Genomic DNA, 12,663 nt, shown 5'->3' with positions numbered 1-12,663 from the left:
CCGCCTCTCCATGGCTTGCGAGAGGCGGTGTGCTGAATGTGCTAGGCCGCCCTGGCCTCCTGCGCGGGTTCATTATGCAACCGCTGACGCTGGCGCAGTGACGGGAACCATTTCATCCACAGTGCGACCACCAACAGCGTGCCAATGCCGCCAAGCGCCGCGGCGGGCACCGCGCCTAACCACGCCGCCAGCAGACCGGATTCAAACTCGCCCAGTTGATTCGACGTATTGATAAAAATGGAATTGACCGCACTCACGCGACCGCGCATGTCGTCCGGGGTATCAAGCTGCACCAGCGAGCCGCGAATCACCATGCTCACCATATCAAATGCCCCGAGGGCAAACAGCGCCAGTAACGACAGCCACAACTGAGTGGACAGCGCAAACACCAGCGTGGCGACACCAAAACCGGCCACGGAGGCGAACATAATCTTGCCTACGTTACGTTCCATCGCATGCCGGGTGAGCCAAAAGCCCATCAGTAGCGCTCCAACAGCGGGTGCGCCGCGCAGCAGCCCCAATCCCCACGGACCGGTGTGCAGGATATCCTTGGCAAAGATGGGCAACAGCGCCGTCGCCCCGCCCAGCAATACGGCAAACAGATCGAGCGAAATCACGCCCAACACATCCGGTCGGGCGCGGATAAAACGCACGCCAGCAAACAGTGTGGCGAAACTTGCCGGTACGCGCCGCACTGGCTCTTGCACATAGCGCAGTCGGCTGACCATCAACATGGAGATCAGATACAGCAGCGCGGCGGCGAGATACACCGTGCCTGCGCCCGCCACATACAGCAGGCCGCCCAGTGCCGGGCCGACCATCATGGCGGCTTGTCCCGCCGCCGAGTTTGCCGCCATGGCGCGCGCCAGCATGTTGGGTGGCACCAGCGCAGGCAGCATGGAAAGCATTGCCGGGGCTTCCAGGGTTTTGGCGATGGCGATAAGCAGTACCAGCCCAAGAATGGTTAACTCATCCGGCGGCTGGGTAAACGCCAGTATCGCCAACAGCGCGATGGCGAACCACTCCACGAATTGGCCGATTAACACGATACGTCGGCGGTCAAACTGATCGGCGATATGCCCAGCGGGCAGGGCCAGCAGCACAGAAGGTAAAAACTGCGCCAGACCAATCAGGCCCAGATCGAACGCGCGGCCGGTGACAGAGTAGATTTGCCAGCTCACCACGATGTTAAGCATCTGAAAACCAAACATAGACGCGGAGCGGGCCAGCCAAAATGCAACAAAAGAACGTTGACGCAGCAGAGAGTCTGCGCCCGGTGAGGCAAACAAAGCCATGGTGAATCCCGGTGTTAATCCAATACGACTATTCCCCGTTGGCGGGGTTTAGGGGGGAGTGACGTTATTTTTCTTACCATCCATGGTGTGGCGCAGGCAAGGTATTTTCGTGCTGGTCGAGCGCATTGCGCACGGTATGCGCGCAGCCAGCACGATGATGGTTTAACGAGAATTCGCCAGCGCGGTGGTGCGTTTCACTGCCGCCAGCACGCTGCGCTGGAGTCCGGCAGCAAAATCGCTGTTGTTCAGTTCATACAAACCGTGCATGCCAACGCCAGCGGGCGAGTTATTGATATCCAACAGTTGGCGCGGATGCTTTCCGCTTAAACGCAGCATTTCCACGGCACCCAGCAGGTTTTCCTGCACCACTTTGGTTGCCAGCGGACGCGGCAGCCCTGCCAACACGCCAGCATCGGTCAGCGATTCGATAAAGTAGTAAATATAGTTTGGTCCGGCCACGCCAAAGCCAGTGAAGACGTCGATCAGACGTTCCTCCAGATACAGCACTTTGCCGAACGCGGTGAAGAACCCATCCAGCGCTTCCGCCCGCGCATGTTGATTCAGCGTCACGCCGCTATAGCCGTAGCCCGTGTCGGTCAGGGTATTCGGGATCACGCGGGCGATGGCGCGCGTTTCGCCTAACAGGGCCGTCAACTGCGCCAGCGTAACACCGGCCACAATGGAGATAACCGTGCTGTGCGCTGAAGCAAGCTGGTTAATGCGCTGCGCCACGGCCGGAATATCATCCTGCGGGCGCACGGCAATCACTACCAGATCCGCGTGTGCCAATGCGCTATCCGGCGTTTGAGTGGGCAAGGCATAGGCGTGCGTCAGGGTGGCGACGCGCTCGGCATCGATATCTTCGATGCTGAACTGTGCATCCGTCAGCGCTGGATTGACCCGTGCGGCGCGGATAATGGCTTCTGCCATTTGGCCTGCGCCAATAAAATGAATGTGTGCCATAGCTTTTCTCTCGATCGAATGAACATCAGGCCGGTTTGGTGTCTTGCGACAGGCGTACGGACTTCAAGGTGCTGGCGCGTACCGCCTGATAAATGGCTGCACGGAAACCTTTGTCTTCCAACACCGCGACACCTTCAATGGTGGTGCCACCGGGGGAGCAGACGTTGTCTTTTAGCGCCCCGGGATGTAGCCCACTTTCCAGCACCAACTTGGCGGAACCCAACACGGTTTGTGCGGCAAACTGATATGCCTGTTTGCGCGTCAGGCCGCCAGCAACGGCGGCATCGGCCATTGCCTCAATCAGGATAAACACAAAGGCGGGAGCCGAACCGCCGACGCCCGTGACGGCGTGGATCAGGTATTCCGGCACCTGCTCGTAACGACCAATGCTGCCGATCAACGTGTTGACCAGCTCCAACTCTTCGGCGGTCACCTGTGCGTTGGGTGTCACGGAACAGATAGCTTCGCGCACCAGCGCCGGGGTGTTCGGCATAACGCGCACCACCTTGCGCTCCGCACCTACCACCGCACCGATCGCCTCAAGCGAGATCCCGGCGGCGATGGAAACCAGAACCTGATGGGGATTAAGTAAATCAGCAATGTCGTGCAGCGCGCGATTCACCACATCCGGCTTCACCGCCAGAAAAATAATATCTGCCTGAAGGGCCAGATCGGCATTGCTGGTTGCCTCGACAATGCCGTATTGGCTGGCAAGCCCGGCGGTAATATCAGGGATGATGTCGTAAGCGATAATCTGCTGCGGTGAAACCACGTGGCTGGAAATTAACCCTAACAGAATGGCGCGGCCCATATTACCGCAGCCAATAAAACCAATTTTCTTATTCATGGTGCTGTCTTTTTATTTGATAACCATTTAATCGGATGCGTGAATATTAAACAAATTGATATTCGCCGCCGCCCAAAATCACCGACGTTCCTTTAACGGCATTATTATCTGTGGCGATATGCAATGCCGTGAGGCGGTTCTCTTCACCCGGTTGGAAAATAAATTGCTGTTCACCGATATACAGGGTGGTCGGTGTGTGTTCACTGGCGGAAAACGAGAACAACTTTTGCCAGTGCCGTGCCACCTGTTCTGGATGCTGCACCGTGAAGACCGCCGCCTGAAGGCGAGCCTGACCCACCGGGTGCGGTCTGTCGATGTTGTGGGTGCGCAGGAAATCAAGACGGGCAGCGTCATTGGTTTTCCATTGCAAGACAAAAGGATAAGGCACACCTTGAAAGTCCCCGCTGATGGTGAAGATGCGCCACTCGATCAGATTACCCTGTTTGTCATGGCGTTTGCCCTCCACAATCGGCGACAGTGCTAAACCCTGATCACGCAGCGCCTGATGGGTGGCATCAATATCATCACTGCGCAAGGCTACGCGGTACAGCACCTGCTGCTCCGGCAGCAAGCGCTTTGCATCCTGAGACAGCAAAAAGTCTTGCGCCTGTTCTAGCTCGTGCGCATCCCGAATGCTCAGGAATTCGAGGTAGGTCAGACCAAAATAGCTGAGCGCATTGTGGGTGCCCCAACCGGGGTGCGCGCCACCGGGGAAAGCGACCAGTTGATTATCGGTAAACGTAGTAACCGCGTCATCCAGATGGTTGACATAATGTACGGCGTGATCCCAGCGTAATGTAGCCATTATTTTTTCACCCAATAAAAACAGTATTCGAGTATTAAAAAGAGATTAACTACAGTTAGGTAGTGATTTTTTTATCTTTGCTTTTCTGAAAAATAAATATAGCGATGCAGAAAATGATATATGCCAATTTCCTATTTCGATATGACGAAACATCATTTACGTAATAATTATTACTGACTTTATGCTCTGCGCTATTCTCCTATTAATTCGAGTGACGATTCATGAATATTACCCGCAGACGCTTATTGCTTTCGACGGCCGCCGTGACGGCGACCTTGCCTTTTACGTCTTATTTATCTGCCGCGCAGGGAACGGGGGCGACGGCAGCGGGCACCCCGGTGAAAGGGGGCACGCTGAGCGTTCATTTGGCTTCTGAGCAACGTATTCTTAACTCGGCGCTGCGCGCCTCGACTGGGGTATACATTGTCACCAGCAAGATTATTGAATCGCTAGTGGATTTGGATGCGCTGGGCAACGTGGTGCCGCAGTTGGCAACCGGGTGGCAAACCTCGCCGGATGGCAAACGCATTACGTTTACGCTGCGTCAGGGCGTGAAATGGCACGACGGCAAGCCATTCACCGCCAGCGACGTGCAGTACAACGCGCTGGAATTGTGGAAAAAACACCTGAACTACGGCACCGCGGTGCAACAGTATTTGGAAACGGTAGACACGCCGGATGACCACACCGTGGTGTTCAACTATTCACGCCCGATGCCGATTGGCTTGCTGCTGCGCGCACTGGCGGATCTCGGTTATGTGGTGCCGCGCCACATATATGAAAATACCAACGTGCTGGAAAACCCGGCTAACACGGCGCCTATCGGTACCGGACCGTTCAAGTTTGTGCAGTACGAACGCGGACAATATATCGTTGCCACGCGCAACCCGGACTATTGGCGTGAAGGGCAGCCTTATATCGAGCGTATTGTCTGGCGCATTATCACGGACAAATCCGCCGCCACCGCCGCGCTGGAAACCGGACAGGTACAGCTGAGCGCCTATTCGCAGCTCTCACTGGCCGACCTGGATCGCCTGCAACGCCACCCGGATTTCGAGGTTACACCGCGCGGCTCTGAAGGCAACATCTTCAACAACACGGTGGAATTTAACTTCCGGCGCAAAGAGATTGCCGATATTCGTGTGCGTCGCGCGATTGCTCACGCCATTGATGTGCCGTTCTTTATCGAAAACTTCCTGTATGGGCAGGGTAAGCCTGCCACCGGCATTATTCCGTCTACCGCCACCAACTTCTATCCGGCGAACAGCAAGCAGCCTTATCCGTTCGATCGCAAAAAAGCGGAAGCCTTGCTGGATGAAGCCGGCTACCGCCGCCAGGCCAACGGAACACGCTTTACGCTGAAGCTGGTACAGATTGTTAACGGCGAAGACGTGCCGCTGTTTGCCACCTTTATTCAGCAATCGCTGGCGGAAGTGGGCATCAAAGTGGAGATTGCCAACTACGACTATGCGGGTGCATTGACGGCGGTCTACAAAGAACACAACTTTGATATCGCTACCGGCTGGCACCAGTATCGCGGCGATCCGGCGGTGTCCACCACCGTGTGGTTGCGCTCCGGCAGCCCGGCGGGTGCTCCCTGGACCAACCAATACGGCTGGCAGTCTGATGCTATCGACAAGCTGATTGATGATGCCGCGTCAGAAGTTGATCCGCAAAAGCGTCGCGAGCTGTATGCCACGCTGGTCGCGCAGGTGAACGAGCAATTCCCGGTGTGGTTTGCCACCGAGCGCCAGTTCCTCACCGTCATCAATAAGAAAGTGAAGAACGCATTGAACACGGCGCGCTGGCCTTCCAGCAGTTGGCATGACACCTGGTTAGAGGGTTAAGCACCGATGAGGCTGTTACTGCTGAGCGGTCGCCGCTTGGCAGCAGCGTTACCCGCGCTGCTGTTGATTCTGGCCGGGTTGTTTCTGCTGCTGCAACTGGCACCGGGCGATACCGTTGATGCGTTGGTGGCACAGGTCGGCGGTGCCGATCCCACCATGATTGAGGAACTGCGCCGCTACTATGCACTCGACCAATCTACCTCGGTGCGGCTGTGGGACTATCTGTGGCGGCTGGCGCACCTCGATCTCGGGCAGTCGGCCATTTACGGCAAACCGGTCGCCAGTGTGATTGCTGAGCGTTTGCCGGTGACCCTGCTGCTGATGGGCACCTCGCTCGCTTTTGCTATTCCGGTCGGGATGGTACTGGGTATTGTGTCCGCCCGTCGGGTTAACCGCTGGCAGGATACGCTGATCTCCCTGTTGGGCCTGCTCTGCTACGCCACGCCCTCATTTTGGTTTGGACTGATGGGCATCTTGCTGTTTTCCATCTACCTCGACTGGCTTCCTTCCGGTGGTTTTGAAACCATCGCCAGCGGGCTGACGGGCTGGGTCAGAGTGCTGGACATTGCCCACCATTTGGTGCTGCCGACGTTAACGCTGGCACTGATTTTTCTGGCGATTTATCTGCGCATTATGCGCGCATCGATGCTGGAAGTGTCGACGCTGGATTTTGTGCGCACCGCTCGTGCCAAGGGGGTACCGGAGACGCGCATTGTGGTGCGCCACGTGCTGCGCAATGCGCTGTTGCCGCTGGTGACGCTGATTGGGCTACAAACTGGCACCATGCTGGGCGGCTCGGTGGTAGTGGAGAGCGTATTCGCGCTGCCGGGGTTGGGGCGATTGGCCTATGAATCGGTGATGCAGCGCGACTTGAACACCCTGCTCGGCATCGTGTTTGTCTCCGCGCTGTTAGTGATAGCAATCAATTTTCTGGTGGATCTGCTGTATGCCCGGTTGGACCCCCGTATTGCAGGTGAAGGCTGATGGTGAACTTTTTTAAACGCTATGCGCGCAGCCCGAGCGCGCTGTTTGGCTTGATCTTGTTGGTGCTGGTGATCGGCATGGCGCTCTCTGCGGGCTGGTTCTTCCCGGCCGATCCGCTGCGCCTTGCAGGGCGTCCGTTGCAGTGGCCGTTGCATAACGCCCGCTTCCTGCTGGGCACGGACCATACCGGGCGCGATATTGCCGCGCAGATCTTCCACGGTGCGCGTGTGTCACTCACCATTGGCGTGGTGGCGACGGCGATCGCCATTGCCATTGGCATTGTCGTCGGTGCGCTGGCTGGCTTTTACGGCGGTGTGGTCGATGACATGCTGATGCGCCTGACCGAAGCGTTTCAGATCCTGCCTAACTTCTTGTTGCTGCTGGTGTTGGTGGCGGTATTTGGTTCTACGTTGTCGACGGTGATTCTGGCGATTGGCGTGGTTTCCTGGCCGCCTGCGGCGCGGCTGACGCGAGCTGAGTTTCTGTCATTGCGCCACCGCGAGTTTGTGCAGGCGGTGCGCTCATTGGGGATGCGTGACATGCCCATCGTGTTTCGGGAGATTTTGCCTAACGCGCTGCCGCCCATTGTGGTGTACGCCAGTGTGATCATGGCGGTGGCGATTCTCTTGGAGAGCGCGCTGGCGTTCCTGAACTTATCCGATCCCAACGTGCCCTCGTGGGGCAACCTGATTGGTGGCGGACGCAGTGTCTTACGGCAGGAGTGGTACGTGTCTGCCATTCCCGGCGTGGCTATCTTATTGACCGTGCTCGCTGTCTCCCTGGTGGGACAAGGGCTGAATGATGCATTGAATCCAAGGCTGAGAAACCGATGAGCGTACTGTTATCCATTAATCATCTCAGTGTGGCGTTGCCGCCGGATGCCGATCGCCCCTGGGCGTTACGCGACCTGTCGCTGGACTTACGCTATAACGAAATTCTGTGTGTGGTGGGTGAGAGCGGATCGGGCAAATCCATGACTGCCAGCGCCATTATGGGGTTGCTGCCGGAGCGGGTACAACCGACGCAGGGCAGCATTACCTTTGAAGGGCGTGACCTGCTGCAACTGACGCAAGAAGAACTCCGAAAGTGGCGCGGTGCGCGTATAAGCATGATTTTTCAAGATCCAATGACGGCGCTTAACCCGCTGCACCGGGTGGGTGACCAAATTGCCGAAATGTTTCTTATCCATCGTCCCAAACTGACTAAACAGGACGTCGATGCACGCGTGCTGCGCTTGCTGGAAGATGTGCATATTCCTGACCCGACCGCCACGGTGCGTGCCTATCCGCACCAGCTTTCTGGCGGCCAACGCCAGCGTGTGATGATCGCCATGGCACTGGCGCTCGAACCGTTGGTGCTGATTGCGGATGAACCGACGACCGCGCTGGATGTGACCACACAGGCACAGATTTTGCGCTTGATTCGTGAGTTACAGCAGCGGCGCGGTACTTCGGTACTGTTCATTACCCATGATTTCGGCGTGGTGGCTGATATCGCCGATCGCGTGGCGGTGATGCGCCACGGTGAGCTGGTGGAGCAAGGTCCGGCGGCGCAAGTGCTGTACGCGCCGCGCCATGAATATACCCGTTCGTTGATTGCCGCCGTGCCATCGCTGCATCCCGCGCTGCCGCGCCCGACGCAAGAGCAGCCCGCGCTGCTCACCCTGAAAAATATCAATAAAACCTTCCGCGAGCCGGGGCTGTTTCGCCGTCGCCAGCGGCAGGTTGCTGCTGTGCAGGATGTCAGCCTGACGCTGCCACAGGGCAGCACGCTGGGGATTGTCGGTGAAAGCGGCTCCGGCAAATCAACGTTGGCGCGCTGCATCGTGCGGTTATATCAGCCCGATTCCGGCGAAATCCACTTTGACGGACACGATCTGGCTCAACTGAAATCTCGCGCGCTGCGTGAGCAGAGCCGCGATATTCAGATGGTGTTTCAGGACCCGTTTGCCTCGCTGAACCCGCGCCAAACGGTGGGTGAAATCGCCGCCAAAGGGCTACTGATTCGCGGCGTGCCGCGTGCGCAAGCATTGGAGAAGGTCAAAGCCCTGTTTGCACTGGTGGGATTGGATGCCGGTGCGATACACCGTTATCCTCATGAATTCTCCGGCGGTCAGCGCCAGCGCATTGGCTTGGCGCGCGCACTGGCGGTGGAACCGAAAATTCTGGTGGCCGATGAGCCGGTATCGGCGTTAGACGTCTCAGTGCAAGCGCAGGTGCTGGCGCTGCTGGCGGACTTACGTCAACGCCTGGGCCTGTCGTTGATTTTTATCACCCACGATCTGCGCGTGGCGGCACAAGTGTGCGATCGTATTATCGTGATGAAATCCGGCAAGATTGTGGAGCAAGGGCCGACCTATCAGGTGTATCAGCAGCCGCAGCACGCCTATACCCAGCAACTGCTGGAGGCGATTCCGGGGCGTGAGTGGCAGGTGTCGGCGGCGTGAAGTTGCTTGTTGCTATCATTATCACCTTTCCGGTGATAACCCTCACTCATCTTTACCGGGTTTAAAGGGAATACGGTGGCTTCGCCGCCGCTGTATTTTGATCTGCATCTTTAATGATTAATGGAATCTGATTCTAGGGCCGTTTTCTTAATGGATTTATTGCCTCTCCACATTTGGTGGCCTGTCAGTCCACTTTGTGTGCGTCTGCCTTTTCCTGTGCGGCAGGAGCGGACATTACCAGAGCCCCTTTATATTTATCAATAAGTTGCAGATCGGCCTGGTGAGTTTTATCCAAATAAGATTTTACAGCCAGTTATCATTGTAAACGTCATTATCAGATAAAAGAACTGACGTTGTGAAAGTGAGGGGAAGCAACCTTTTCTGGCCAGCGTATAGATAACACCTGCAAGTAAAATAAACGCAGTTGTTGAAGATGGCAGTTCACTGAGCAAAATCCAGAATGAGCGGTCCATCAATACACCTCACCGTTGCCAAAACGGAATGTTATATTTTTTTTTCTTGTGTCCCTCACGCCTCCCATGCTGAGTAAATTTTCAACAGCTATGTTTATTGATGAACTTGGTATTCCATCATCAAAGTATGGTTGTCTTACTGGCCCTGGAACTAAATCGACATTATTTATTCTCTCAAATGACATTTTCCCTGAGAAGCCAGAACTGCATAGTGAATGAAGCTGCATACGGATGAAACCGCTGACATACGCAGCAAACCACGGCCTGCTGAATACCGTTGTGTATTTTTTTTCTGAGGGCCATAGGTAGCTGTCCAGTTCTCTACATTTGTAGTTCAGTGTGTTTCCATCAATATGTAAATATCCATACATTCTGAATCCAAACCATGGAAAGCTAATATGAGGATTGACTGTTTTGGTACGCCCCGCCAGAGCAGTCCGTTTGGCGAGCAACACTAAACATCTGTCTGTTTCATCGAGGACTTTACACAAGGAAACCGGAACTGGTTCACCCCAGTATTCTTCGTTATACAGGCAATTATAGATCTGAACGATATCCAGATCGTTTAATGTCTTTATACGGTCATTCACCACTGCCTCTGTTAAGGTGCCCTTCAGAGCTGCTAATTGGGATAATCGTTGTAGATCAGGTGCTGGCAGATGGTTTCTGTATGTCTGGAGTTCTTTTCGCATGTGAGCGACGATTTGCTGATCCCCGATAGCTATATCACTGGTGGTGTGATTTAGCAGATCTCCCCAGCTAGAAAACCGATAAAAATACGCGACCATCTCATAGGCATGGTTCAATTGAATATTGCAGTGATCTCTGAGGAAGCGAGCCTGTTTGCGAAGCTGATCGAGTGATGGGACATAACGGTGATCGTTAATATCGAGGTGTGGGAGCATTGCATATTCCTTTTACAAATACTCTGCGGCCTGTAAACACAGAGCAAAGTTAAAAGGATATGCTCTGAAAACTAAAGGGTAGAAAGCGCTTTGGCGGATTTGTCTACAGGCTGACAGGTCTGCGCATAACCTGTTAAGCAGATTATTAAACAATCCAATGGCAGTCAATAGCCTGTGTTAATTATGTGCTCATGACTTAACTGCCCCTGAGACAACTATAGTTTCATAACCCGCATTCTACATATTTTATTCTTAGGGAAAGTGAAGTACTATCAACATCTGCTCCTCGCTCACAGCAGGTCTGATAACCATCCAGCTTGTCCGTTGCGTGCCAGGAGCGGACATCAGTGCCTGGCTATCCCTTTCTCTTAAATAATTGTAACAGTCCTTTTACTGTAACATCCAATTGACTCCCCTCATTATACAAAGCAGGAACAACATAATTAGCCCTCTCTTCAGCTATTAACTTCTCGACTTTTTCTTGCGTAGTCTGATTATTCCATTTTTTATTGTCAAATACGGCCAAAGAAACTCCGCCTTGATATCGAACCATTTTCATTGCTGGAATGTCTGTGTCTCCATCTCCAAAGTATATCATTTTTTGGAAAGGGATCTCGCGATCTTCAGGCTCAATGAATTTATTGATGGCTGCATTATCCCATGAGTTAGGAATTCCTTTATTTATTCTAAATAAAAATTGAGTCTTTGTAGTGTAATTGATTGCTTGTGCTGGCCATGTGACGGATTTACCATCAGAAGAATAATGATATTTACATGCATAGATATCACGGAATTTACAGCCTATGGATGTCCCTCTAATCATCGCATCTAAACCACTGGAAATTATGTAATGATGTAATTCCAAACCGTGTTGTTGAGCATAATAATTTATTCGCTCAAACCAGTTTTCAACACCGGGAAATAACGGGATTGATTTTCCATGTTTTTTCAAGTTGGCTTCAGTTAACTCTTGGGAACCAAGCTCACTCGCTTTCTCAGCAAGAAGTCCAAGATAAGACAATATTTCATCGCCATCATCATTCTTGGCCCGTTGTTTAACAGACTGCCAAAAAGAAGCAACATCATCAATTCCTAAAGCAGGCATAAGTCCATGTTGGGCACAATCACCTTCTGCTAGAGTTCCATCAAAATCATAAATTAACGCACATTTCATTGGTTATACCTACTTAACGTAACGCAAAACTATGGAATATAGTATGCAATGGTTGGAGGCAACACAGTGATGTCAAAGAACAACACTATATTAATACTGCTTCAGCGAATATATGTCAAAATATTGATGCCGATTTAAAATCGATCAATAGAGATTTGAGCAATATGTCAAAACTCTGCTCCATCAACTGACTATTTCCTTTTGATTAATACAACCAGATGCTAGTGATGCCATAACTAATTGGACAAATAACAGTGAACGTCAGCTCCTCGCTCACAGCAGCCCCAAACCGACTATTTCGAAATAACATAAAGTGCGATAAACGGGCATACCAAACACAACGGTTTGTTCGTCATCAGGGAGAAGATCATCCACTTCACCTATGATTACAGAGCGCCTCTGCCACCACAACAATTGGAATAAAACGGCTTGCTGTCGCCCAAATGTGCAGGGTATAGTCTGGCCGTTGCTGCAAAATCGGCGACCGGGAATCTCACCCCGTGTAACTTACTGGCGACACCGGGCGCACCTTGCGTCTTTTTTAATACTCGCTGGAGGTTGACGCTATGTCATCTACCCCTATCCAAATTCGCACTGAATTCAGCATTTCCCCCTCTGAACCCTATCTCTGTTACCTACTGGCGTGTGATTGTGTGCCTTGTTTTGCTGGCTATTTGTTGGTGGGAGGGGCGTGCAATGTTTGATAACACCCCCTTGGAACTGGAAGAGATTATCGACCAATGCCGTGCGCTGGCGTCTACTTTGGTTGAAATGAAAAATCCCGAAACCAAAGAGATCCTGACCTTTCTGTTGCAGGAACGATTGGAAAATTTGCACCGAGTTTTTCACCAGCCGGTCGCGGAGACGTAATAGGGATCAGGGATGCACATGATGACCATCCATTAAGTTGAGATCGCTATGCGT

The 12,663-nt window shown here is 53.3% G+C and carries 11 protein-coding genes; 5 read left to right on the top strand and 6 right to left on the bottom strand.

The annotated features are described in order from the left end of the window. Positions 1–41 precede the first annotated feature (41 nt). The 4 genes from J5224_RS05430 to J5224_RS05415 all read right to left on the bottom strand — a co-directional run bounded on the left by J5224_RS05430 (position 42) and on the right by J5224_RS05415 (position 3,910). Positions 42–1,295 carry an MFS transporter gene (locus tag J5224_RS05430; RefSeq protein ID WP_264624389.1) on the bottom strand — a complete coding sequence of 418 codons (1,254 nt, stop codon included), beginning with the start codon at positions 1,293–1,295 and terminating at the stop codon, positions 42–44. Positions 1,296–1,457: 162 nt separating this feature from the next. After that, positions 1,458–2,258 (bottom strand): pyrroline-5-carboxylate reductase family protein, encoded by an 801-nt coding sequence (locus J5224_RS05425; protein WP_264624388.1) that lies wholly within the window; start codon positions 2,256–2,258, stop codon positions 1,458–1,460. Between the two features lie 25 nt (positions 2,259–2,283). Next, entirely contained in the window at positions 2,284–3,105 is an 822-nt protein-coding gene (proC, locus tag J5224_RS05420) for a pyrroline-5-carboxylate reductase (protein WP_264624387.1), read from the bottom strand. A 46-nt stretch (positions 3,106–3,151) separates the two neighbouring features. Further along, positions 3,152–3,910, bottom strand: a complete 759-nt coding sequence (locus J5224_RS05415) for a VOC family protein (RefSeq protein WP_264624386.1) — start codon at positions 3,908–3,910, stop codon at positions 3,152–3,154. Positions 3,911–4,131: 221 nt separating this feature from the next. Between J5224_RS05415 and J5224_RS05410 the strand changes: the two genes are divergently transcribed. The 4 genes from J5224_RS05410 to J5224_RS05395 are packed head-to-tail and all read left to right on the top strand — an operon-like array spanning position 4,132 to position 9,187. Beyond that, entirely contained in the window at positions 4,132–5,757 is a 1,626-nt protein-coding gene (locus J5224_RS05410) for an ABC transporter substrate-binding protein (RefSeq protein WP_264624385.1), read from the top strand. Between the two features lie 6 nt (positions 5,758–5,763). Continuing rightward, complete coding sequence (locus J5224_RS05405) at positions 5,764–6,741, top strand: ABC transporter permease (protein WP_264624384.1); 978 nt, start codon at positions 5,764–5,766, stop codon at positions 6,739–6,741. Continuing rightward, entirely contained in the window at positions 6,741–7,574 is an 834-nt protein-coding gene (locus J5224_RS05400; RefSeq protein WP_229044015.1) for an ABC transporter permease, read from the top strand. The genes J5224_RS05405 and J5224_RS05400 overlap by 1 nt, the downstream gene beginning before the upstream one ends. Continuing rightward, on the top strand, positions 7,571–9,187 hold the full coding sequence (locus tag J5224_RS05395) for an ABC transporter ATP-binding protein (RefSeq protein WP_264624383.1): 1,617 nt from the start codon (positions 7,571–7,573) through the stop codon (positions 9,185–9,187). Before J5224_RS05400 ends, J5224_RS05395 begins: the two co-directional genes overlap by 4 nt. Positions 9,188–9,659: 472 nt before the next feature. Here the strand turns inward: J5224_RS05395 and J5224_RS05390 are convergent, their stop codons facing one another. Together J5224_RS05390 and J5224_RS05385 are read right to left on the bottom strand one after the other, a co-directional pair. Continuing rightward, positions 9,660–10,565 carry a hypothetical protein gene (locus tag J5224_RS05390; protein WP_264624382.1) on the bottom strand — a complete coding sequence of 302 codons (906 nt, stop codon included), beginning with the start codon at positions 10,563–10,565 and terminating at the stop codon, positions 9,660–9,662. Positions 10,566–10,920: 355 nt separating this feature from the next. Continuing rightward, complete coding sequence (locus tag J5224_RS05385; protein ID WP_264624381.1) at positions 10,921–11,739, bottom strand: haloacid dehalogenase-like hydrolase; 819 nt, start codon at positions 11,737–11,739, stop codon at positions 10,921–10,923. A 696-nt stretch (positions 11,740–12,435) separates the two neighbouring features. Between J5224_RS05385 and J5224_RS05380 the strand changes: the two genes are divergently transcribed. Beyond that, a complete protein-coding gene (locus J5224_RS05380) occupies positions 12,436–12,609 on the top strand; it encodes a hypothetical protein (RefSeq protein WP_264624380.1) in 174 nt (57 codons plus the stop codon). The last annotated feature ends 54 nt before the right edge of the window (positions 12,610–12,663 follow it).

The sequence above is a fragment of the Candidatus Symbiopectobacterium sp. NZEC135 genome (assembly GCF_025962695.1).
Note: the sequence above shows the minus strand (reverse complement) of the source record. Positions and strands in the feature narration are given on the sequence as shown.

Excerpts from the sequence above, each read along its gene's own strand:
- J5224_RS05430 (WP_264624389.1), bottom strand. The coding sequence starts at position 1,295 with ATGGCTTTGTTTGCCTCACCGGGCGCAGACTCTCTGCTGCGTCAACGT.
- J5224_RS05425 (WP_264624388.1), bottom strand. The coding sequence starts at position 2,258 with ATGGCACACATTCATTTTATTGGCGCAGGCCAAATGGCAGAAGCCATT.
- proC (WP_264624387.1), bottom strand. The coding sequence starts at position 3,105 with ATGAATAAGAAAATTGGTTTTATTGGCTGCGGTAATATGGGCCGCGCC.
- J5224_RS05415 (WP_264624386.1), bottom strand. The coding sequence starts at position 3,910 with ATGGCTACATTACGCTGGGATCACGCCGTACATTATGTCAACCATCTG.
- J5224_RS05410 (WP_264624385.1), top strand. The coding sequence starts at position 4,132 with ATGAATATTACCCGCAGACGCTTATTGCTTTCGACGGCCGCCGTGACG.
- J5224_RS05405 (WP_264624384.1), top strand. The coding sequence starts at position 5,764 with ATGAGGCTGTTACTGCTGAGCGGTCGCCGCTTGGCAGCAGCGTTACCC.
- J5224_RS05400 (WP_229044015.1), top strand. The coding sequence starts at position 6,741 with ATGGTGAACTTTTTTAAACGCTATGCGCGCAGCCCGAGCGCGCTGTTT.
- J5224_RS05395 (WP_264624383.1), top strand. The coding sequence starts at position 7,571 with ATGAGCGTACTGTTATCCATTAATCATCTCAGTGTGGCGTTGCCGCCG.
- J5224_RS05390 (WP_264624382.1), bottom strand. The coding sequence starts at position 10,565 with ATGCTCCCACACCTCGATATTAACGATCACCGTTATGTCCCATCACTC.
- J5224_RS05385 (WP_264624381.1), bottom strand. The coding sequence starts at position 11,739 with ATGAAATGTGCGTTAATTTATGATTTTGATGGAACTCTAGCAGAAGGT.
- J5224_RS05380 (WP_264624380.1), top strand. The coding sequence starts at position 12,436 with ATGTTTGATAACACCCCCTTGGAACTGGAAGAGATTATCGACCAATGC.